The organism is Erythrobacter sp. QSSC1-22B, assembly GCF_001678665.1.
GTDB lineage: Bacteria > Pseudomonadota > Alphaproteobacteria > Sphingomonadales > Sphingomonadaceae > Qipengyuania.
Genome location: NZ_LZRP01000004.1, coordinates 70,072 through 89,966, shown reverse-complemented (window position 1 = coordinate 89,966; position 19,895 = coordinate 70,072). Strand labels below are relative to the sequence as shown.

Genomic DNA, 19,895 nt, shown 5'->3' with positions numbered 1-19,895 from the left:
CCGCGCCCTGATTTGCAGTGGTCAGTTCGGGGCGGTCAGATTGCGTCGTCGTCCCGCTCGCCGGTGCGGATGCGCAGCGCGGAATCGACCGTCGAGACGAAAATCTTGCCGTCGCCGATGCGCCCGGTCTGGGCGGCGTTGGCGATCGCCTCGACTGTGCGCTCGGCGATCGCGTCGGCGACGACGACCTCGAGCTTCACCTTGGGGAGGAAATCGACCACATATTCGGCGCCGCGATAAAGCTCGGTGTGGCCCTTCTGGCGGCCGAAGCCTTTGGCCTCGGTCACGGTGATGCCCGAGACGCCGACTTCGTGCAGCGCCTCCTTCACCTCGTCCAGCTTGAACGGCTTGATGATGGCCTCGATTTTTTTCACGTGATGGTCGTCCCCGTCTTCGGCCTACCTACGAATGCGCAAGGGTAGATGTTCCAAGAATCGTGCCAGGCGCGCAAACGAGCGTAAAGCATCGAAGCGGGCGCGCAAGGCCGGTTTGGGGCAAGTTTCGAAAAGTCGGAAGGTGCAAATTGCAACGGCATTGCAGCGACCGAGGGGGGTGCACAAATCTTGTGCGACCGCTGCCCGAAGTTTAGGCAGCGGGGAGCCGGAGCCCGGTCGTTTCGGGAAGGCCGCACATCAGGTTGAGCGACTGGATCGCCGCCCCGCTGGCACCCTTGCCGAGGTTGTCGAGCCGCGCGACCAGGCGCGCGTGCCAGCCGCCGGTATTGCCGAATACGAAAAGCTCCATGCCATCCGATGGCGGCGCGCTTTCTTCCAGGACCAACTCACTCGGCACGCTGCTGTCGGGTACCGATACAACCAGCGAATCCGCGTAGAAGTCCGCCAGCGCGGATCGTAGCGCATCAGCGGTCGGCTCGCCCGCCATTGCACCAAGATGCAACGGAACTTCGACGATCATGCCGCGATAAGCGGGGACGACCGAGGGAGCGAATATTACGCCGTGCTTCAGCCCCGCATGCGCTTTCATTTCGGGCCCATGCTTGTGCGCCATATCGTAGCCATAGGCGCGGAAGGCCGGTGCCTCGCCGCTCTCTAAGCGCTGGATCAATTCCTTCCCGCCACCGGAATACCCGCTGACGGCGTTGACCGTATAGGGCCAGTCGTCAGGCAGCAGCCCCTCGCGCACCAGCGGCGCGATCAGCGCGAGGAAACCAGTCGGATAGCAGCCCGGATTGCTCACCCGGCGCGCTTCGGCGACGCGGGTTCGCCCAACCAGTTCGGGGAAGCCATAGCACCAGCCCTCGGTGGTGCGGTGCGCGGAGGAAGCGTCGATCACCCGCGTTCCCGCATCCGGATCGAGCAGTTCCATCGCTTGCCGCGCGGCCTCATCGGGGAGGCACAGGATGGCGATATCGGCGTCGTTGAGCGCTTCGCGGCGCGCCGCCTCGTCCTTGCGGCGGGTTTCGTCGAGCTGGATCAGCGTGAAGCCATCGCGGCCCGTCAGGCGATCGAGAATCTCGAGCCCGGTGGTACCCGCTGCGCCGTCGACGAAAACGCTATGCGGCATGGCCGCTTGCGAGGTCGTCGCTTGCTGGCTCGCCGTCGGGGGCGAGGCTGGAAGCGGGGATATAGCCGCTCGGCCCTTCGGGCCCTCGGCACACCCAGCACCAGCCGCCCGAGCAGTCGAGCGCCTCGATCGCGGTGCCTGACCCGAGAACGGCCAGCTCTTCGCAATCCGCGCGTGGAGCCAGCATCAGCGGCGTGTCCGAAGCCCCGATCATGCGGATCTGCGGGATCACATAATGGACCGCGAGGAAGCGCTGCGCGAGCGCGATATGCGCCAGATCGGCGCGCAGCGGCAGCGTACCCGGTACCGGGCGTTCGACAGCACCGGTCAGGCCGACGATCCCGTCGGGCAGATCATAGGGCGCAGGCTGACTCACAGCGCGGTCGGGATCCTCGTCGAGGGCATGGCGGGGCGCTTAGCCGCGCGGACGCCCTGCGGCAAGCATGACGCCTTTGTTACGCACGACGCGAGGCTGGTCATGCTGGCCGCTAGGCGTTCCCATAGCGCTCCCGCAGCATGTGCCAGGCGGCGCGCAGGCCATAGGCTTCGCCGCCCTTGGGCCGCCCGGGCTTGGCAGCGGGGCGCCAGGCGAAGGTGTCGAAATGCGCCCAGTCCAGGCCTTCGCCGACGAATTTGTCGAGGAACAGTCCGGCCACGCTGGCCCCGGCAAAGGCATTGCCATGCGCGTTGTTGGTGTCGGCGATGTCCGAGGCGAGCCATTCGGCATAGCCTTCGGGCAGCGGGAGCCGCCAGGGCTGGTCGTCATGCGCGCGCCCTGCTGCGATCAGCGCATCGGCGGTGCCATCGCGGCGCGTCATCAGCGCCGGGAACTCCGGTCCCAGCGCGACCCGCGCCGCACCGGTAAGGGTGGCGAAATCGATGATCAGGTCGGGGTTCTCCTCGCTCACCCGGGTGAGCGCATCGCCGAGCACCAGCCGCCCCTCGGCATCGGTGTTGCCGATTTCGACGGTCAGCCCCTTGCGTGACGAGAGCACATCGCCGGGGCGGAAGGAATTGCTCGAGATCGCATTCTCGACTGCAGGGACGAGGCAATGCAGCCGCACCTTGAGCCCGCCGCCCATGATCAGACCGGCCAGCGCCAGCGCATGCGCGGCACCACCCATGTCCTTCTTCATCAGCTTCATGCCGCTGGCCGATTTGACATCGAGCCCGCCCGAATCGAAACACACACCCTTGCCCACAATCGCCAGCACCGGATCGCTTTCCTTGCCCCAGGTCAGGTGCAGCAGCCGCGGCGCATGCTTGCGCGCCGCCGCGCGGCCCACCGCATGGATCATCGGGTATTCCTGTTCCAGTGTATCGCCGCGCACCACGGTCAGTGCGCCCTGGTGCGTTTTGGCGAGCTGTTCGGCATGCTCCTCGAGCGCAGCGGGTCCCATGTCCTCGGCCGGCGTGTTGACGAGGTCGCGCACCAGACACACCGCACGCGCTTCGGCGATCGCGGCGTCGATCTTGCCCGCATCCTTGGTCAGCAGCACGCGCGGACCGGTGGGGCGTTCGGGCTTCTTGTAGCGATCGAAGGTGTATTGCGCCGTCTGCCAGCCATGCAACGCCGGGCCTGGTTCGCCCTCGGCCCGGCGATACGTGCCCGCGGGCAGGTCCTCGGCGAGCTTGGCCATGCACCAGCTCGATAGTTCGGCGGGGTTCGCGACCCCGCCGACTGCAAACCAGCCATCGCCATCGGGGACGATCGCGGTCTGATAGCCGCCGCCTTCGAATTTCTGTGCCGCGAGCGCGCTGCGCTGCCCGGTCGAGAGCTGCTTCGCCCACGCTTCGAAGCTGTCGCGCGCGACGAGGTGGATCGAAATCGCGTCCTGTCCGCGATCCGGCTGGATCAAATCACTGGTATCGGCCATTGGTCGGCTGTCCCTGTTCTGGTTTTGCATATGGCAAATCTGGTTTTGCGTATGGCAAAGGAATGCGAATGAACCCGCGCCTGTTCCTGATTGCAGCTCTGCTGTCGAGTGCCGCGTGCTCCGATGCCGACGAGATGGAAGAGCGGATCGGCCCCTCGGGCGAGGCGAATGCAGCCGCTGCAACACCGCTTCCGCCGGGCAGTGCGGCAGGCGATGCGCGCGCCATCGCCGAGAGCACCGAGGATTTCGAATTCGAATATTCCTGGCCGGGCGAAGCGAACGCCATCCCTGCGCTGGCCCGGCTGCTGCAGGGCCGCGCGGACACAGCGCGCGCCGAGCTGGTCGAGACGACGCGCGAGGACCGCGCGACAGCGGCGGAAGCCGACTATCCTTTCCGCCCACACAGTTTCTCGGGCGAATGGCAGCTGGTGGCGGATCTTCCCGGCTGGCTGAGCCTTTCGAGCACGATCTCGACCTATGCGGGCGGCGCGCATCCCAACACCGGCTTCGACAGCCTGTTGTGGGACAAGCGCGCCGGGGTGGCTCGCGATCCGCTGGCCCTGTTCCGCGACCCGCAGAACTTCCAGAACGCGATCGCGCGGCGGTTCTGCACCATGCTCGATGCCGAACGCGGCGAACGGCGCGGCGAACCGGTCGATCCCGATGCCGACGACTATTTCAGCGCCTGTCCGGGCGTCGAGGAGATCACCGTGCTGCTGGGTTCGTCCGATGGCGAGACCTTCGACCGGGTGGGGATATTGGTGATGCCCTATGTCGCTGGTCCCTATGCCGAGGGATCGTACGAATTCGACCTGCCGGTGGACACCGCGTTGCTCGATGCGGTGAAACCGGGCTACGAGAGAGCCTTCTCGCTGGGGCCCCAGAACTAGGAAACGCAGCAAAAACCTCGCAATTCGGCGCGCTTGTCGCTACATCGCGGCCATGACCGAATATCAGACCATCGACGGCACAGAGACCGTCCTTCGCGACGGCACCATCAAGCTTCACGGCGAGGAAGGCTATGCCGGTATGCGCCGCGCGGGCCAGCTCGCGGCGTCCATCCTCGACGAGATTGCGCCCATGGTGCAGCCCGGTGTTTCCACCGCGGCGATCGACGACAAGGTGCGCGAGCTCACGCTGGCCGGCGGCGCGGTGCCCGCGACCATGGGCTATCGCGGCTATGCGCACAGTTGCTGCATCTCGATCAACCACGTCATCTGCCACGGCATCCCGAGCGAGAAGCTGCTCAAAGAGGGCGACATCGTCAATATCGACGTCACCCCGCTGCTCGACGGCTGGCATGGCGACACCAGCCGGATGTATTTCGCCGGCGAACCGCCGCTGAAAGCGCGGCGGCTGGTCGAAGTGACCTATGAATGCCTGATGCTTGGCATCGCGGCAGCGCAGCCCGGGGCGCGACTGGGCGATGTCGGCGCGGCGATCGAGGCGCATGCCAGCCAGTACCGCTATGGTGTGGTCCGCGAATTCTGCGGCCACGGTCTGGGCCGCCTGTTCCACGACGCGCCCGAGGTGATCCACGCCGCCAGGGCGGGCACCGGACCGGTGCTCAAACCGGGGATGTTCTTCACCATCGAGCCGATGATCAACCTCGGCCGCCCGCACGCCAAGCTGCTCAACGACGGCTGGACCGCGGTGACCCGCGACAAGAGCCTCTCGGCGCAGTTCGAGCACTCGCTCGGCATCACCGAGACCGGCAACGAGATATTCACCCAGAGCGCGAAGGGCCTGCACCAGCCGCCTTACGCCTGAGGCTTGCTGCCCTGAATGATCTTTCCGCCGGACCGGCAGCTTTGTCGCTGTGATGGCGGCGCTACAGTGACCGGGAGTGGGCCGATGACCCGCCCTCTGTGATCGATCACATTTCCGGCTGGGGCCGCAAGCTTTCCACGGCGTCCTCGATCCCGGTGTAAATCGACGCGAGATCCTCGTCCGAAATGCAATAGGGCGGCATGACGTAGATCGTGTTGCCGAGCGGCCGCAGCAACAAATCGGCCTCACGGAAACGGGACAGGAGCGCCGGACCGAGATCGGAGAGATAACCGCCCTTGGCATCCTCGATTTCGACGGCGGCGATCGTACCGGCGCGACGAGCATTGGTAGCCCGCGGGTTGCGCGCCAATTTCTCGAGATGCTTCGCCTGCCGTTCGGCAAGCTTGCCAATCCGTTCGATGACCGGCTCGTCGCGCCAGATGGCGATGTTCGCCGCCGCAGCAGCGCAGGCCAGCGGGTTTGCGGTATAGCTCGAGGAGTGGAAGAACATCCGCGCGCGATCCTCGGAAAGATGGGCGGCATAGATCGGTTCGGTCGCCATGGTAACCGCCAACGGCATGGCTCCGCCGGTCAGCCCCTTCGAGAGGCAGAGGATGTCCGGGACGATCCCGGCCTGCTCGCATGCCAGCAGCGTACCGGTGCGCCCCCATCCGGTCATGACCTCGTCGGCGATGAACAGCACATCGTACCGGGCACAGATCTGGCGCATCTCCGCAAGGATGGCGGCGTCGTAGATCTTCATGCCGCCCGCACCGCAGATCAGGGGCTCCACGATCAACGCTGCCGGGTGTTCACGGCACAGGGCAGTCAATTTCTCGAGGGTCGTCGCGCCGTCGCCATGGGGAAAGGGGAGCGTCTCGACATCGAACAACAGCGGCGCGTAGGCGGCGTTGAAGACCCCGCGCGCGCCCACCGACATCGCGCCAACCGTGTCGCCATGATAGGCATGTTCGAGCACGAGGATCTTGTGCCGCGGCCGACCGGTGTTCGCCCAATATCCAAGCGCCATCTTGAGCGCCACTTCGACACTGGTCGATCCGGAATCGGAAAAGAATATCCGCGTCAATTCGTCGGGCATCAAGTCGCGAAGGCCGCGGGCGACGGTCTCGGCGGGTTCGTGGGTCCATCCCGCGAAGATGATCTGGTCGAGCTGTGCAGACTGTTCGGCGATGGCTGCCATGATCCTGGGATGGCAGTGTCCGTGGGTCGTCACCCACCAGGACGAGATTGCATCGACGATCCGCCGGCCATCGGCGGTGTAGAGTGCCGCGCCCTTGGCGCGCGCGACCTGTGGGATCGGCTCGCCCAGCCCATGCTGGGTGAAGGGATGCCAGATCGATGAGTTGGTCAAGAAAAGTCCTCCAGCCTGAAATTCGCAGCAAAGGCGGAGGAAAGACTGTCTCGCGTCAGCGGATCGAGCAATGGCAGCCGGCCGAGCCTGCGCACGCCGCCGATCCGCACAATGGCGCTCTCGCTTTCCTCATTGCCATCGCCGACGAACGCGATGCCGAGAATGGGCACTCCGCGAGTTCGCAAGGCCTCGATCGTGAGCAGGCTGTGGTTGATGGTGCCCAGTCCGGTGCGCGCGACGATGATCGCGGGCAGGCGCCAACGGGCGAAGACATCGGCAAAGAGAACCTCATCGGTCAGCGGCACGAGCACGCCCCCTGCGCCTTCGATCACCAGCGGGCGGGCCGCCGGCGGTTCGAGAAGCGAAGTGTCTATCGCGACACCGTCGCGCGCGGCCGCCTCGTGCGGGGAACAGGGCGTGGTCAGCCGATAGGCTTCGGGAAGGATGCGCGCGGTCGGCAACCCGCTCAGGCTTGCCACGCGGTCGCGATCGCTGCCGTCCTCGATGCCCGCCTGAACCGGTTTCCAGTAATGCCCTGCGAGCGCGCCCGCGAGACCCGCGGCGAAGACGGTCTTGCCGATCTCCGTATCGGTGCCGGTGACTACGAGTGCCGATCCGCTCATGGCAGGACCTCGGCGAGAACGTCCGCCAGCGCGGCAATGTCGCCGGGGCCGGTGTTGAGCGTCATCGAAATGCGCAACCGCGACGTCCCTTCCGGAACCGTCGGCGGTCGAATCCCGCGCACATCGAAGCCCGCTCCCTGCAGCGCCTCGGCCACGGCCATCGTGTGGGCGGGATCGCCGATCACCAGCGGCAGGATCGGTGAGCCGGTCCGGCGCGCACCCAGCGGGACGAGCAGCCGTTCAGCCTCCGCCACCAGGGCTTCCAATTGCGTCCGCCGCTCCGGTTCGTCGGCGAGGATTCGCAACGCCTCGCGCACCGCGCTCGCCATCAGCGGCGACGGAGCGGTCGAGAAAATGAAGCCTCGTCCGCGATTGACGAGAAAATCGCGGACGATCCGCGGACCGCACACCAGCGCGCCCTCGCAACCCAGCGCCTTGCCGCAGGTCTTCAGGGTGACGACGTTGGGACGACCGTCGAGCGCCGCTGCCAGCCCGCGGCCGTCGGGTCCGAAAACTCCGGTTGCATGCGCCTCGTCGATCAACAGGATTGCCTCGTCCCGCTCGGCGAGCGCGGCGAGGTCCGCCAGCGGAGCTCTGGCGCCGTCCATGCTGTAGAGACTCTCCACCGCGATCCAGGGGCGCCCGGTGCCGCCCGAGCTGCGCCAGCTGGCGATCGCATCGCCGAAAGCGTCGGTATCATTGTGCGCCACGGCCACCGCATCACAGCGTGCCAGCCGCATGCCTTCGTGCGCGCTGGCATGGATCAGCTCGTCGTGAAGGATCAGATCGCCAGCCTGCGGCAAAGTCGAGAGCAGGGCTGAATTGGCAGCGAAGCCGGACGAACAGTAGAGCGCAGCCTCGGTGCCGAAGAATTCAGCTGCTTCGGCTTCGAGCTCTTCGTGCTCGCAATGATTGCCGCGCAGGAGCCGTGAACCGCCCGAGCCAACCGGGACGCCGCGCGCCAGCGCGTCGGCAATCGCGCGCGATAGCCGCGAGGAGCCTGCGAGCCCCAGATAGTCGTTCGAAGAGAAATCGATCCCTGCGGGCATCCGCAGGCTTCACGCTTTGCCTTCGACCGAGAGCCTTTGCAGATCGGCAGCCTGGCTCGCGAACAGCGGATGGTGGCTTCCCATCGGCAGAGATCGACGGATGGGTGATCGTGTATCGTGCAGCATGCGGGAGCCTCTGCAGGACCCGCATCGGGAACTCAACTGCATGGCGGCCAAGCGATAGCTGCAGCCCCGGGGCACGCCCCAATTTCAACAGTGCGTCGATGCCGGCGAGATGCCGGTTCGATCGCACCGGCTGCGGTCCGGCCGTCCTAGACCCAGGGCACTCCGAGCCGCACCAGCCGGGCGATCCTCCCGCGCGTGATGTCCCAGGCAGCGGGATCGACCTCGGCGAGGATGGCGGTGCCCGAGCGTTCGTCGCCGACGACGACCAGCTCGTTGCGGGTGAACATCCGCTCGCGGGTCGAATAGAAGGCCAGCGCCTTGGGCCGCGTCCCATTGCGGCCACCCTCGATGACGACCCCCAGCCGGTCGTCGCGCAATTGCACGACGGTGCCCAATGGGAACACGCCGATGCTCAGCATGAATGCGGAAAGGATTTGCGGGTCGAAATGCCCTGACCACTCTCGCATCCGGGTGATCGCATCCAGCGGTGTCCAGGCGTCCTTGTAGGGCCGATTGGAAGTTACGGCGTCGTAGACATCGCAGATCGCTCCCATCCGCGCCGCCCGGCTGATCTGATCGGCGCGAAGTCCGTGGGGATAGCCGCTCCCGTCGATCTTCTCGTGGTGATGCTGGCAGACATCCAGCGCGGTGTCCGGGAGATTGTCGACCTCGACAAGCAGGCGATAGCCCTCCAGCGCATGGGTTTGCGCCAGCACATATTCTTCCGCGGTCAGTTTGCCCGGCTTGTTGAGCACCTCTGCCGGGACCATGACCTTGCCGATGTCGTGGAGCAGGCCCGCCGTTCCCAGCACCGCCGCTTCCTGCTCGTCGATCCCGAGCTGTCGCGCCAGATTGACCATCAGCGCGCAGACCGCGACCGAATGCAGGTAGGTGTATTCGTCCTTCTTCTTGAGCCGCAGGACCTTGAGCAGCGCGTGGCGATTGTTCTCGATCGAGGCGACGACCTCCTCGACCACGCTCGTGACGGCGCGGGATTCGATCGCCTTGCCCAGCCGTGCGGAATCGAAAACGCCGCGGACCACGTCGCGGGCGCGGTTGACCACCTGGGTCGCGGCGGCAGTTTTCTCGTCGGGGGTGCGGGTATCCTGGTCCGGCGTCTCCACCCAGGCTTGCGCCGGAAGCGGCAGGTCGCTGCCCTTCGAGGTGTCGATCAGCAGCGTCGCGATATCGGAGCGCAGCACGGTCGCCAGATCGCATTCGCGCCTGAGCAGGAAATTGCGGCTCCAGAACGGATGATCGAACCACGATCCCTCGAAGGCATGGATATACATGCCCACCCGCAGCTGGTCTCGTGGGATGCGCCTGAGCGTCACGCCGCTTTCTCTGCCCGCCCGACCATACGCGAATCCAAGGTCCTTCGCTCCAATAGAAAACCGATATCGGTATTATAGAGCGCCCGGCGGCAACCGCGGGCGATCGGATGGAAAGAGAGGCCGGTTGAAAGAGAGCCGCGACAAATTATCTAGGGTGCAAGAAGAGCTGGAAGCGTTTCAACGAACGCTCTGCCGGAACGCTCTGCCCGGGAGCCGGGCACCAAGGTCGGCCGTGAGGGCCGCCCGCGCAAAGTTTCGGCGCTGGTCCACCGCCCTATTCGCCTTCGACCTGGTCCGCCTGTGATTGGGCCGTCTGTGATTGGGCCGCCTGCGATCGGGCCGTCTTTGGTCCGGGAAGGCGATCGCCGAGCTGTTATTGGAGATTGATATGAAAATTCTTGTCGCCGGTGCTACCGGCAAAACCGGATTGCGGCTGGTCAAGGAGCTTGCCACGCGCGGGCACGATCCGATCGCACTCGTTCGCGAAAGCTCGGACACCGGCGATCTGCCGGATGGAACCGAGCGGCGGCGCGGCGATCTCACCGATCTGCAGGACGATGTCTGCGCCGGTTGCGACGCGGTCGTTTTCGCCGCGGGCTCGGGCGGGCATACCGGCGCGGACATGACCGACAAGGTCGACCGCGACGGAGCCATGCGCCTGATCGACATTGCTGCGAAGTCCGGCGCGAAACGCTTCGTGATGCTGAGCAGCATCGGAACGGAAGACCCGCCGGAAGATGGCGAGCTGGCGCATTATCTCCAGGCCAAGCACGCGGCCGACGAACATCTCAAGGCGTCGGGTCTGGACTATGCGATCGTCCGGCCGGTCGCGCTGACCGATGCCGACGGCAATCGCGACATCCGCTTCGGCGAGGACGTCGATCCGAAGGGCAAGGCCGCGCGTGGCGATGTCGCCTTCGTGCTCGCCAATGCGGTCGAGAGCGCAGACTGGCTCGGCAAGACCGCCGCGATGGAAAGCGTCTGAAGGGCTTGCTCCCGCTGTAGCCCGCCTCACCGATTGCCATTCGGCTAGGTTCTTCCGCATTCCTCCTTGCCATCGCAGGCACGGGCGGCTTTCAGGGTTGGCATGCTATCCGTCACCCCCGATGTCGCGCTCCTCGTTCTGGGCATCCTGCTGCTGACCACAGTGTTCGCAGGCTCGCTCTCGAGCCGCTTCGGGCTGCCGGCACTGATCGGCTTTCTCGCGCTGGGGATGCTGGCAGGGGTGGACGGGCCCGGCGGCATCGGGTTCGACAATTACGCGCTGACGCAGGGGATTGGCGTCGCCTGCCTGATCTTCATCCTGTTTTCGGGCGGGCTCGACACCGACTGGCGCGACGTGAAGCGCGTGGTCTCGCCCGCACTGGTCCTGGCGACACTGGGCGTGCTGCTCAGCGCCGGAATCACCGCGGCGGCGGCGGTGTATCTGCTCGGGCTCGAGCCACTGCAGGGCTTCCTGCTCGGCGCGGTGGTCGCCTCGACGGATGCCGCGGCGGTCTTCGCCATCCTGCGCTCGAGCGGGCTCGATCTGCATGGCGAGGTGCCCGCGCTGATCGAGGTGGAATCGGGTTCGAACGATCCGATGGCGATCTTCCTCGTCGGTGCCGCGATCCTGTTTATCCTCACCCCAGGCACATCGCCACTGTCGCTGGTCCCCGATTTCGCGATCCAGATGGCGATGGGAGCGGTGATCGGGCTGGGGATCGGCTACCTGCTCCCCGAGGTGCTCAAGCGCTCCAATTTCTATCATGGCGGGTTGGCGTTCGTGATCTCGATCGCCGGCGCGCTGATCGCCTATGGACTGGCCCAGCTGCTGCAGGGCAACGGCTTTCTCGCGGCCTATCTGGCAGGACTGGTTGCGGGCAACCGCACCTACAAGGCCAAGCTGATCGTCTCGACCTTTCAGGACGGGATGGCCTGGCTGGCGCAGGTGGTGATGTTCCTTACGCTCGGGCTGCTGGTGGCGCCGACCAATCTGCTCGACGTCGCGGTGCCGGGGCTGGCGATCGCCTTCATCCTGATGTTCGTCGCTCGCCCGCTGAGCGTGTTCATTTGCCTCGCCCCGTTCCGCCGCTTCGGCTGGCGCGCCAAGCTGTTCGTCTCATGGGCGGGGCTGCGCGGTGCGGTACCGATCGTGCTCGCCACGTTCCCGATCGTCGCCGGGGTGCCCGGTGCCTTCACCATCTTCAACGTGGTGTTCTTCGTCGTGCTGGTGTCGAGCGTGATCCAGGGGCCGAGCATAAACTGGATGGCGGCGCGGCTGGGGATCAGCGAGCGGGCCGATCGCAAGGGGATGGAGGGCGTCGCCGAGCCGATGCAACCTCCGCGTAAAGAGTCCGCCTAGCCTTCCCGCGCTGCGCGGATGGCGGCTCCGGCGGCGAAAGGGGCGACCGCGCACAGGCCGAGGCTGATCGCGGCGGTCAGCGCCAGTCCCGAGCCATCGGGGCGCGCCAGCGAACCGGCGCCGAAAATAAGGATCGGCACCGCCAGCGGGATCACCATCAGCCCCGAAAGCGCTGCGCCGCCGCGCAGCGAGGCGGTCAGCGCAGCGATGGCGACGCCGATGGCTGCCAGCCCCGGAGTACCCGCGAGCAGGCCGAGCAACAGCGTGCGCAGCGTCTCGGAAGGCAGGTTGAGCAGCGTCGCGGCGGGCAGCGCGGCGAGCAGCAGCAGCGGCGCGAACGCGAGCCAATGCGCCAGCAGGCGGCTTGCCATCGCCAGCTCCTCCGACACCCCGCGCAGATGCAGCTGGTCGAACACGCCGGCTTCCAGATCGGCGCTGACCAGTCGTTCGAGCGGGAGGATCGCTGCCAGCAACGCCGCGACCCAGATCACTCCGCCACCGGTGCGCGCGAGCAATTCAGGCTCGGGCCCGACCGCGAAGGGGTAGAGCATCGCCACCGCGAGGAAGAACAACAGTGGCAGCAGCGAGCCGCCGCGCCGTCCGCCGGGCAGCAGGACCGCCAGATCGCGCCGCAGCAGCGCGCCGATCACGCGGCGAACTCCGCCAGTGTGAGCGTGGCGGCCGGGGCGGTGAAGCGCTGGTGCGAGGCGATCACCGCGATCCCGCCATTGGTGAGATGATGCGCCACCAATTCCTCGACCAGCGCGACACCTCTGGTGTCGAGCCCGTTGAGCGGCTCGTCGAGCAACCAGATCGGGACACCCTGACCCAGCAGCCGGGCGAGCGCGGCGCGCTTGGTCTGGCCGGTGGAGAGATAGCGCACCGGAACATCGAACAGATTATAAAGTCCCAGCGCATCGGCATGCTCGGTGAGCGCCATCGGTTTGGTCCCGTCAAGCGCGGCCCAGAAGCCGAGCGCGGCTTGCAGGCTGGCCTGCGGGTCGAGAGCGGGACGCTCGTCGAGCAGACCGATGCCGCCGTTACGGGTTACATCCCCTGCGAACGGGCGCAGCAAGCCGGCGAGGATGCGGATCAGGCTCGACTTGCCGATGCCGTTGGCGCCCGCGACATGCAGCGCCTCGCCCGGCGCGAGAGCGCAGGATACGCCGCGGAACAGCAACCGGTCGCCGCGGCGGCAGGCGATATCCTTCGCGGCGAGACGGGCTTGCATGACTAGGTCCGATAGGCAAAAGCGCGCGAACCGACAAGCGAAGGAGATGGCTCATGCCGGTTCGACAATTGAACGATGACGAACGCGAGAGCTGGCTCGGGGCGCTGCAGGGCTGGGCGCTGGCGCGCGACGGCAAGGCGATCACGCGCAGTTTCGAGTTCGCGGATTTCAGCGAAGCCTTTGCCTTCATGACCCGCGTCGCGCTGATGGCCGAGAAATGCGATCACCATCCCGAATGGTTCAACGTCTACAACAAGGTCGAGATCACGCTGACCACGCATGATGCCGACGGGCTGAGCCTGCGCGACGTCAACATGGCCAAGGATATCGAGTCGCTGCTCTAGAGGGGAGCCGTCAGCGGCCAAGCGCGCGCGAGCTGCCGCGCGACATCTTGCGCAACCGGCCGGGCATCCAGCGCACTGCGAAGGCGAGCTTGCGCGCGGTCTTGCCGACCAGCGTGTGGACCACGTCGCCTTGCACTGCCGCCCATGCGGCCAGTGCAACATCTTCCACGGGAGTTATTTCCAGACCGGCAGCGTTGACGCGGTCGCGGATCGCCTCGTTGGCGCGATGGTTGGGGGTCTTGTCGAGCAACGGGGTCTCGATGAACCCGGGGCACAGCGACCGGACCTTGATCCCGTCCTCGTGCCACTCGCCATCGAGGCTTTCGGTCAGCCCGCGCACTGCGAACTTGGTCGCGCTGTAGACACTGGCGCCGGGCGAGCCGAAAATCCCCGCCGCGCTGGCGGTGTTGAGCAGGCAGGAGCCCGGCGCGGTCTTTTTGAGATGCGGATGCGCGGCCTGCGCGCCGAACAATACACCCTTGAGGTTGATGTCGAGGCAGCGCTCGATTTCCTCGGCGCTGTTCTCGATCAGCGAACCACCCAGCGGGATCCCGGCGTTGTTGACCACGACATCGATCCGTCCACCCGATGCCATCGAGAAGGCGTCGAGCGCGACATCCCATTCCGCCCGGTCGCGGACGTCGAGTCTGTGGATGTAGTGATACCCGCCGGGCAGGCCGTCGGCGGTGACCTCCATGCCGTGTTCGTCGATATCGCCGAGGCCGACGAACCAGCCCTGCTTGCCGAAATGCTGCGCGATCGCGCGCCCGATCCCCGAGCCGCCCCCGGTAACGAATATCGCCTTTTTCGCGCTCAACCCAATTCTCCACCAACAGACAGGCCGCGCGAAGATCCTCTCCGCGCGGCCCGCTTGTCCACTCGATTCAGGAGAGGGTCAACCGCCGAGCGCCTCGGCGAGTCCCTGGACGTATTCCTCGCCCTCGACGATCTGCGCGGTCGATCCCGCGACGGTGTCGCCGATCGGTTCGGCGCGCCCACCCAGACAGGTGGCGAGAAAATTCTCGGTCACCGCGTTGAAGGCGATGTTGTTGGTGGGCTTGGAAAAGCCGTGGCCCTCATCGGGGAACAGCACATAGGTGACCGGGATGTTCTGGGCCTGCATCGCGGCGACGATCTGGTCGCTTTCCGCCTGCTTGACGCGCGGATCATTGGCGCCCTGGCCGATCAGCAGCGGCTTGACGATCTTGTCGGCGGAATTGAGCGGGCTGCGCTCTTTCAGCATGGCGAGGCCTTCGGGGGTGTTGGGATTGCCCATCCGCTCGTGGAACTGTGCGATCAGCGGCTCCCAATAGGGCGGGATGGTCTCGAGCAGGGTTTCCAGATTGGACGGACCGACGATATCGACCCCGCAAGCGAATTTCTCGGGCGTGAAGGTCAGCCCGGCGAGCGTGGCATAGCCGCCGTAGGAACCGCCCATGATCGCCACCTTGTCGGCATCGGTGATGCCCTCGGCCACTGCCCAGTCGACCGCGTCGATCAGATCGTCGTGCATCTTGCGGCCCCATTCGAGATCGCCGGCGGAGATGAACTCCTTGCCGAAGCCGGTCGAGCCGCGGAAGTTGACGCTGAGCACCGCATAGCCGCGGTTGGCGAGCCATTGATGGTAGGAGTTGTAGCCGTAGCCATCACGTGCCCAGGGGCCGCCATGGACCATCAGCACCAGCGGCACGGCGGCCTCGGGCGTGCCGTCGCCATCGGCATCGCTGCCCGGTGGCAAGGTGAGATAGGAGGGCAGGGTGAGCCCGTCGCGCGAGGTCAGTTCGAGCGGGTGCATCGTCTGCAGCGGCGCACCGTCCAGCTCGGGCCGGGCATTGTAGAACTCGGTCAGCGTCTGCGCGCCGCGGTCGTAGATATAGGCCTTGGTCGGCGCGGTCAGCGGATCGTTCCAGACGACCCATTTGGTGTCGTCCTCGGTCCGCGACTGGACTCCGAAATTGCCTTCCAGCCGTTCGTCGAGCCAGTCGAGCGAGGCCTTGGTTTCCGGATCGGTGGCGGTCCATTCGGTGGTCAGATAGGTGAAGCTGTAGGCTTCCACTTCGCCGGTCCGCGGATCGGTCATCGCGCCGCCGATGTCGGCCTTGTCGTTCTGGGCGATCACGGTCTTCTCGCCGGTGGCGACATTCTGCGCGATGAGCGCCGCGGTGTTGCGGCCGCGGCTGTCGATCCAGTACATCGTTGTGCCATCGGTGGTGAAGCCGGCGGGCTGGGTGGTCAGCGAATCCTCGAGCCCGGTGGTGTCGCTCGGTTCGGCGGCGATCTCGCCATCGACGATTGGGAAGAAATCCATTCCCCCGCCCGCATTGGGGCGGAGCGCCATACGCAGGTCGAGATTGTCGTCGGCGAGGAAGCCGGCATAGCTGTCGTTCTGCTGGACCAGCGTCAGTTCGCCGCTGTTGAGATCGAGCATGTGGACATCGTGGAGCCGCGGATCACGGTTGTTGACCCCGATCAGCATCCGGTCCTTGATCCGGTTGGATGTGCCGACGACCTGAACGCGCGTGTTCTCGAACGGCGTCAGCGTGCGCTCGCTGCCCGAAGCGATGTCGACGCCGTAGAGCAGGAAGTTCTCGTCGCCGCCCTTGTCCTGGACATACAGCACGCTGCGGCTGTCCGGCGCCCAGAAATACTGCGGGATGGGCCGATCCGTGGAGGCGGTGATCGCCCGGCCTGCTGCGGGGTCGCTTGCCGGAGCGATCCAGACGTTCATTACTCCGTCCTTGGGTGCCCGCCAGCTGAGCCATTTGCCGTCGGGACTGATCTGGCCGCCGGTGCGGGTCGGGTTGCCGAACAGGTCTTCGCGCGGGATCAAGGGAGCAGCCATGGTCGGTGCAGTCGCCTGCTGGCTGTGATCGTCGGCGGCTGCCAGCGATGGGATGGCGAGCGAAGTCGCTGCGAGCAGCGCGGCTGTCTGTTTGATCATAATTGTTCCCCTGTCTCGAATTACGCTGAACTGTCCATAGACCAGATGCGCGGGAAAATGATGGCAATTCGACGAACGCCTGACAATCCGGGTTTGCGGTATTGTGTGCGTATTACAGCGCCGGATTTTCGTAAACGTGCCAGGTAAAAATAGCCATTGCGCCGCGGTGGGGCCGCCAGGGCGTGGCCATCTCGCGGAGCGCTTTCTCGTTGGGACGCTCCGCCAGCCCGAGGATTCCGCCGACACCCGCCTGCACCGCGAGATCGCCCGCCGGCCAGATATCGGGGCGGCCCTCGGCGAACAGCAGGTAGATTTCCGCCGACCAGCGTCCGATCCCCTTGATCTTGGTTAGTTCGGCGATCGCCTCCTCGTCGTCGTGGGGCAGGTTTTCAAGGTCGAGTTCGCCCGCCGCGACCAGTTCGCAGAGGCTGCGCGCGTAGCCCTGCTTCTGGCGCGACAAACCGCAGGCGCGCAGCGTGTCGAAATCGCGTTCGAGCAAGGTTTCGGGACGGAAATCCTCGCCCAGCTCTGCCTCGAGCTTGCGCCAGACGGCGGCGGCGGAAGCGACCGAAACCTGCTGGCCGACGATGGTGCGCAGCAAGGTCAGATAACCGGTCGGACGGATGCGCGGCTCGGGATGTCCGCAGCGTTCGAGCGCGCCCGCCACTGCGGGCTCGCGCTGCGCCAGTTCGCCGAGCGCGTGGTGCAATTGTTTTGCCGTGAGACCCATCTGTCCTCCCCGCGGCGCCCGCCTTGCCAAACCGCCCCGCCAGCCCTAGCAGCGCGACCGAACCGAAGCCACAGCACCAGGAGCGAAGAGACCCATGCCCAAGCTGATCGTCACCACCCGCGCAGGCGAAACCTCCGAGATCGAGGTCGAGAACGGCCTCACCGTGATGGAAGCGATCCGCGACAACGGCTTCGACGAATTGCTCGCGCTGTGCGGCGGCTGCTGCTCCTGCGCGACCTGCCATGTCCATATCGATCCGGCCTTCGCTGAAAATTTGCCCGCCATGAGCGAGGACGAGGACGATCTGCTCGAATCCACCGAGCATCGCAACGCCACATCGCGGCTGGGCTGCCAGATTCCCTTCACACCCGAACTCGACGGGCTGAAAGTAACTATCGCGCCTGAAGATTGATCTTGGTTGCGGGGAAATGGCCGCGCGCCTAGCTCGGCGATGATGACTGCCATTCCCGCACGCGCCAGCCCGCTCGATCTTATCGGCAACACCCCTCTGGTCCGGCTCGCCGGACCGAGCGAGGCAGCCGGTTGCGATATCTACGGAAAATGCGAATTCTCCAATCCCGGCGCCAGCGTCAAGGATCGCGCGGCGCTGTCCATCGTCCGCGACGCCGAGGCGCGCGGCGAGCTCAAGCCCGGCGGATGCATGGTCGAAGGTACCGCGGGCAACACCGGCATCGGCATGGCGCTGGTCTGCAACGCGCTGGGCTATCGCACGATCATCGTCATGCCCGACAACCAGTCGCGCGAGAAGATGGATACCCTGCGCGCTCTGGGGGCTGAACTGGTCACCGTGCCGCCGACCAAATATTCCGACTGCAATCATTTCGTCCATACCAGCCGCCGACTGGCCGAAGAGACCGAGAATGCCGTCTGGGCCAACCAGTTCGACAATACGGCCAACCGCAAGGCGCATATCGAAGGCACTGCTCGTGAAATCTGGGAGCAGATGGAAAGCCGGATCGACGGCTTCACTTGCGCCGCGGGGACCGGCGGGACCATTGCGGGCGTCGGCATGGGGCTCAAGGAATTCGACGAGAACGTGGTCATTGCGCTGACCGACCCGCACGGCGCCGCGCTGTACAATTACTACGCCAATGGCGAACTCAAGGCCGAGGGCTCCTCGGTCGCCGAGGGGATCGGGCAGGGCCGGATCACCGGCAATCTCGAAGGCGCTCCGATCGACACGCAATTCCGGATCTCGGACGAGGAAGGCCTCGAATGGGTCGCCCGGCTGCTGCGCGAGGAAGGGCTGTGCCTGGGCCTGTCGAGCGGGATCAACGTTGCCGGGGCGGTCGCGCTGGGCAAGCAGTTGCGAGCGCAGGGGCGCGAGGCTCCGCGCGTGGTCACCATATTGTGCGACACGGGTTTCCGCTATCTCTCCTCGCTCTACGATCCCGAATGGCTCGTGGCGAAGGGCCTCCCGGTGTTTCCCTGGCTAACCGGCGGAACGGCGAAGGATTGACCCGGTGGCCCTGCCCGTCCTACCAAAGGGCATGGCCCGCTTCTTCGACAGCAAGGCGAGGGCGCCTTCGGGCGATTTGCCCCCCATTCCGCTCGGGGGAACCCCCCAGCAGGCAATGAACCGCCTTCAGGTCGGCGTCGGCGTGCTGATCGGCGTGCTGATGCTGGTCGGGCTTGCAAGCGTCATCCAGAACCAGGCCGACGAGGCCGAGCGCAACGCGGTTCCCGAGGCCGCCGCGACCAACATCCCCGAGCCCAAGCCCAAGAGCGCCGATCCGCTGGTTGAGGCGGGCGTGGTCCCTGATCTTCCCGCCACACCGACGCCCGGGCCGACCGGGTCCGCGGCGACGGCCCCGGTCATGCCCGAACAAGGCACCTCCCGGCCTTCCTCGGGTCAATAGGATGCGCCTGTTTCTGACGAGCGCGCTGCTGGCCTGTAGCGCCTGCGGTGCCACCACCGACCAAGGTAGTGGAGGGGCCGAAGCACCCAGGCCTCCGGTTGGGCTGTCGACCACGCTGCCGATCTACTGGCCGGAAAGCGCAGAATTCGGCGCAGTGCTGCAAGAAGGGGGCGAGCCCGGCTGGGTCCGACAGGAAATCGAAACGCGTTTCGATCTGGCCCCGCTCGATTTCCTGAGCGCGGAGGCGCTGGCGCCGCTTGACCGGCTTCTGCTGGCGCAGCCACGTGCGCTTTCGGCTGCCGAGAACGTCGCGTTGGACGATTGGGTGCGTGCCGGTGGGCAGTTGCTGCTGTTCGCCGATCCGATGCTGACCAGCCATTCGCAGTTTTCGATCGGCGATCCGCGGCGTCCGCAGGATGTCGCGCTGCTCTCGCCGATCCTGGCACGGTGGGGGCTGGAACTGACTTTCGACACCGGCCAGCCGCAAGGTGAACGGCTCGAAGATGCTTTCGGAGTGGCGGTGCCGGTAGATCTGGCGGGCGCCTTCGTGCCGCTCGTCAGCGAAGCGGCGGGCGAATGCGCCATTGCGCAGTCGGGGGTCGCAGCGCGCTGCCGGATCGGCGAAGGACAGGTCACGCTGCTCGCCGATGCCGCGCTGCTCGACGGCGAAGAGGATCCCGACCTGCCGCGCCGTCGCGCCGTATTGGGCAAGCTGGTGGAACAATCGTTCGCTCTCTGAGAGAGCATCCG

General features: G+C 66.0%; 22 protein-coding genes. 9 read left to right on the top strand and 13 right to left on the bottom strand.

Annotated elements, in window-relative coordinates:
• Window positions 1-35: 35 nt before the first annotated feature.
• The 4 genes from A9995_RS08150 to A9995_RS08135 form a co-directional block, all read right to left on the bottom strand.
• Window positions 36-374: a P-II family nitrogen regulator gene (locus A9995_RS08150; RefSeq protein ID WP_067611269.1), complete on the bottom strand. Its 339-nt coding sequence runs from the start codon at window positions 372-374 to the stop codon at window positions 36-38.
• 211 nt (window positions 375-585) lie between these two features.
• Window positions 586-1,524 (bottom strand): N-acetyl-gamma-glutamyl-phosphate reductase, encoded by a 939-nt coding sequence (gene argC / locus A9995_RS08145; RefSeq protein WP_067611266.1) that lies wholly within the window; start codon window positions 1,522-1,524, stop codon window positions 586-588.
• Entirely contained in the window at window positions 1,514-1,900 is a 387-nt protein-coding gene (locus A9995_RS08140; RefSeq protein ID WP_067611263.1) for a hypothetical protein, read from the bottom strand. Before A9995_RS08140 ends, argC begins: the two co-directional genes overlap by 11 nt.
• A 112-nt stretch (window positions 1,901-2,012) precedes the next feature.
• On the bottom strand, window positions 2,013-3,401 hold the full coding sequence (locus tag A9995_RS08135; RefSeq protein WP_067611260.1) for a M17 family metallopeptidase: 1,389 nt from the start codon (window positions 3,399-3,401) through the stop codon (window positions 2,013-2,015).
• A 68-nt stretch (window positions 3,402-3,469) separates the two neighbouring features.
• Between A9995_RS08135 and A9995_RS08130 the strand changes: the two genes are divergently transcribed.
• Both A9995_RS08130 and map read left to right on the top strand, forming a co-directional pair.
• On the top strand, window positions 3,470-4,291 hold the full coding sequence (locus tag A9995_RS08130) for a DUF4163 domain-containing protein (protein WP_233998136.1): 822 nt from the start codon (window positions 3,470-3,472) through the stop codon (window positions 4,289-4,291).
• Between the two features lie 52 nt (window positions 4,292-4,343).
• Window positions 4,344-5,171, top strand: a complete 828-nt coding sequence (map, locus tag A9995_RS08125; RefSeq protein ID WP_067611254.1) for a type I methionyl aminopeptidase — start codon at window positions 4,344-4,346, stop codon at window positions 5,169-5,171.
• A gap of 106 nt (window positions 5,172-5,277) precedes the next feature.
• Here map and A9995_RS08120 read toward each other — a convergent pair whose 3' ends face one another.
• From A9995_RS08120 to A9995_RS08105, 4 genes are all read right to left on the bottom strand, one after another.
• Complete coding sequence (locus A9995_RS08120; protein ID WP_067611251.1) at window positions 5,278-6,543, bottom strand: adenosylmethionine--8-amino-7-oxononanoate transaminase; 1,266 nt, start codon at window positions 6,541-6,543, stop codon at window positions 5,278-5,280.
• A complete protein-coding gene (gene bioD / locus A9995_RS08115) occupies window positions 6,540-7,166 on the bottom strand; it encodes a dethiobiotin synthase (RefSeq protein WP_067611248.1) in 627 nt (208 codons plus the stop codon). The genes A9995_RS08120 and bioD overlap by 4 nt, the downstream gene beginning before the upstream one ends.
• Window positions 7,163-8,221 carry an 8-amino-7-oxononanoate synthase gene (locus A9995_RS08110; protein WP_369815824.1) on the bottom strand — a complete coding sequence of 353 codons (1,059 nt, stop codon included), beginning with the start codon at window positions 8,219-8,221 and terminating at the stop codon, window positions 7,163-7,165. Before A9995_RS08110 ends, bioD begins: the two co-directional genes overlap by 4 nt.
• Window positions 8,222-8,487: 266 nt before the next feature.
• Window positions 8,488-9,675, bottom strand: a complete 1,188-nt coding sequence (locus A9995_RS08105; RefSeq protein WP_145916869.1) for an HD-GYP domain-containing protein — start codon at window positions 9,673-9,675, stop codon at window positions 8,488-8,490.
• Between the two features lie 388 nt (window positions 9,676-10,063).
• On the opposite strand from A9995_RS08105, the gene A9995_RS08100 reads away from it, so the two are divergent.
• Window positions 10,064-10,660 carry an SDR family oxidoreductase gene (locus A9995_RS08100; protein ID WP_067611242.1) on the top strand — a complete coding sequence of 199 codons (597 nt, stop codon included), beginning with the start codon at window positions 10,064-10,066 and terminating at the stop codon, window positions 10,658-10,660.
• Window positions 10,661-10,762: 102 nt separating this feature from the next.
• Entirely contained in the window at window positions 10,763-12,019 is a 1,257-nt protein-coding gene (locus A9995_RS08095) for a potassium/proton antiporter (RefSeq protein WP_082992579.1), read from the top strand.
• Here A9995_RS08095 and A9995_RS08090 read toward each other — a convergent pair.
• Together A9995_RS08090 and ccmA are read right to left on the bottom strand one after the other, a co-directional pair.
• Window positions 12,016-12,669, bottom strand: a complete 654-nt coding sequence (locus A9995_RS08090) for a heme exporter protein CcmB (RefSeq protein WP_067611240.1) — start codon at window positions 12,667-12,669, stop codon at window positions 12,016-12,018. The two genes, A9995_RS08095 and A9995_RS08090, sit on opposite strands and share 4 nt — an antisense overlap.
• A complete protein-coding gene (gene ccmA, locus A9995_RS08085) occupies window positions 12,666-13,250 on the bottom strand; it encodes a heme ABC exporter ATP-binding protein CcmA (protein ID WP_067611237.1) in 585 nt (194 codons plus the stop codon). The genes A9995_RS08090 and ccmA overlap by 4 nt, the downstream gene beginning before the upstream one ends.
• Before the next feature lie 53 nt (window positions 13,251-13,303).
• Between ccmA and A9995_RS08080 the strand changes: the two genes are divergently transcribed.
• Window positions 13,304-13,594 carry a 4a-hydroxytetrahydrobiopterin dehydratase gene (locus tag A9995_RS08080; protein ID WP_067611234.1) on the top strand — a complete coding sequence of 97 codons (291 nt, stop codon included), beginning with the start codon at window positions 13,304-13,306 and terminating at the stop codon, window positions 13,592-13,594.
• 10 nt (window positions 13,595-13,604) lie between these two features.
• Here the strand turns inward: A9995_RS08080 and A9995_RS08075 are convergent, their stop codons facing one another.
• From A9995_RS08075 to A9995_RS08065, 3 genes are all read right to left on the bottom strand, one after another.
• Window positions 13,605-14,411 carry an SDR family oxidoreductase gene (locus tag A9995_RS08075; RefSeq protein ID WP_067611231.1) on the bottom strand — a complete coding sequence of 269 codons (807 nt, stop codon included), beginning with the start codon at window positions 14,409-14,411 and terminating at the stop codon, window positions 13,605-13,607.
• A 78-nt stretch (window positions 14,412-14,489) separates the two neighbouring features.
• Complete coding sequence (locus tag A9995_RS08070; RefSeq protein WP_067611228.1) at window positions 14,490-16,535, bottom strand: S9 family peptidase; 2,046 nt, start codon at window positions 16,533-16,535, stop codon at window positions 14,490-14,492.
• Window positions 16,536-16,647: 112 nt separating this feature from the next.
• Entirely contained in the window at window positions 16,648-17,265 is a 618-nt protein-coding gene (locus A9995_RS08065) for a DNA-3-methyladenine glycosylase (RefSeq protein ID WP_067611226.1), read from the bottom strand.
• 94 nt (window positions 17,266-17,359) lie between these two features.
• On the opposite strand from A9995_RS08065, the gene A9995_RS08060 reads away from it, so the two are divergent.
• The 4 genes from A9995_RS08060 to A9995_RS08045 are packed head-to-tail and all read left to right on the top strand — an operon-like array spanning window position 17,360 to window position 19,884.
• On the top strand, window positions 17,360-17,677 hold the full coding sequence (locus A9995_RS08060) for a 2Fe-2S iron-sulfur cluster-binding protein (RefSeq protein ID WP_067611223.1): 318 nt from the start codon (window positions 17,360-17,362) through the stop codon (window positions 17,675-17,677).
• A 42-nt stretch (window positions 17,678-17,719) separates the two neighbouring features.
• On the top strand, window positions 17,720-18,745 hold the full coding sequence (locus A9995_RS08055) for a cysteine synthase A (protein WP_067611797.1): 1,026 nt from the start codon (window positions 17,720-17,722) through the stop codon (window positions 18,743-18,745).
• Window positions 18,746-18,749: 4 nt separating this feature from the next.
• Window positions 18,750-19,145 (top strand): hypothetical protein, encoded by a 396-nt coding sequence (locus tag A9995_RS08050; RefSeq protein WP_145916868.1) that lies wholly within the window; start codon window positions 18,750-18,752, stop codon window positions 19,143-19,145.
• 1 nt (window position 19,146) lies between these two features.
• A complete protein-coding gene (locus tag A9995_RS08045) occupies window positions 19,147-19,884 on the top strand; it encodes a Gldg family protein (RefSeq protein WP_067611218.1) in 738 nt (245 codons plus the stop codon).
• Window positions 19,885-19,895 lie beyond the last annotated feature (11 nt).

Excerpts from the sequence above, each read along its gene's own strand:
- argC (WP_067611266.1), bottom strand. The coding sequence starts at position 1,524 with ATGCCGCATAGCGTTTTCGTCGACGGCGCAGCGGGTACCACCGGGCTC.
- A9995_RS08135 (WP_067611260.1), bottom strand. The coding sequence starts at position 3,401 with ATGGCCGATACCAGTGATTTGATCCAGCCGGATCGCGGACAGGACGCG.
- A9995_RS08130 (WP_233998136.1), top strand. The coding sequence starts at position 3,470 with ATGAACCCGCGCCTGTTCCTGATTGCAGCTCTGCTGTCGAGTGCCGCG.
- map (WP_067611254.1), top strand. The coding sequence starts at position 4,344 with ATGACCGAATATCAGACCATCGACGGCACAGAGACCGTCCTTCGCGAC.
- bioD (WP_067611248.1), bottom strand. The coding sequence starts at position 7,166 with ATGAGCGGATCGGCACTCGTAGTCACCGGCACCGATACGGAGATCGGC.
- A9995_RS08100 (WP_067611242.1), top strand. The coding sequence starts at position 10,064 with ATGAAAATTCTTGTCGCCGGTGCTACCGGCAAAACCGGATTGCGGCTG.
- A9995_RS08095 (WP_082992579.1), top strand. The coding sequence starts at position 10,763 with ATGCTATCCGTCACCCCCGATGTCGCGCTCCTCGTTCTGGGCATCCTG.
- ccmA (WP_067611237.1), bottom strand. The coding sequence starts at position 13,250 with ATGCAAGCCCGTCTCGCCGCGAAGGATATCGCCTGCCGCCGCGGCGAC.
- A9995_RS08080 (WP_067611234.1), top strand. The coding sequence starts at position 13,304 with ATGCCGGTTCGACAATTGAACGATGACGAACGCGAGAGCTGGCTCGGG.
- A9995_RS08070 (WP_067611228.1), bottom strand. The coding sequence starts at position 16,535 with ATGATCAAACAGACAGCCGCGCTGCTCGCAGCGACTTCGCTCGCCATC.
- A9995_RS08065 (WP_067611226.1), bottom strand. The coding sequence starts at position 17,265 with ATGGGTCTCACGGCAAAACAATTGCACCACGCGCTCGGCGAACTGGCG.
- A9995_RS08060 (WP_067611223.1), top strand. The coding sequence starts at position 17,360 with ATGCCCAAGCTGATCGTCACCACCCGCGCAGGCGAAACCTCCGAGATC.
- A9995_RS08055 (WP_067611797.1), top strand. The coding sequence starts at position 17,720 with ATGACTGCCATTCCCGCACGCGCCAGCCCGCTCGATCTTATCGGCAAC.
- A9995_RS08045 (WP_067611218.1), top strand. The coding sequence starts at position 19,147 with ATGCGCCTGTTTCTGACGAGCGCGCTGCTGGCCTGTAGCGCCTGCGGT.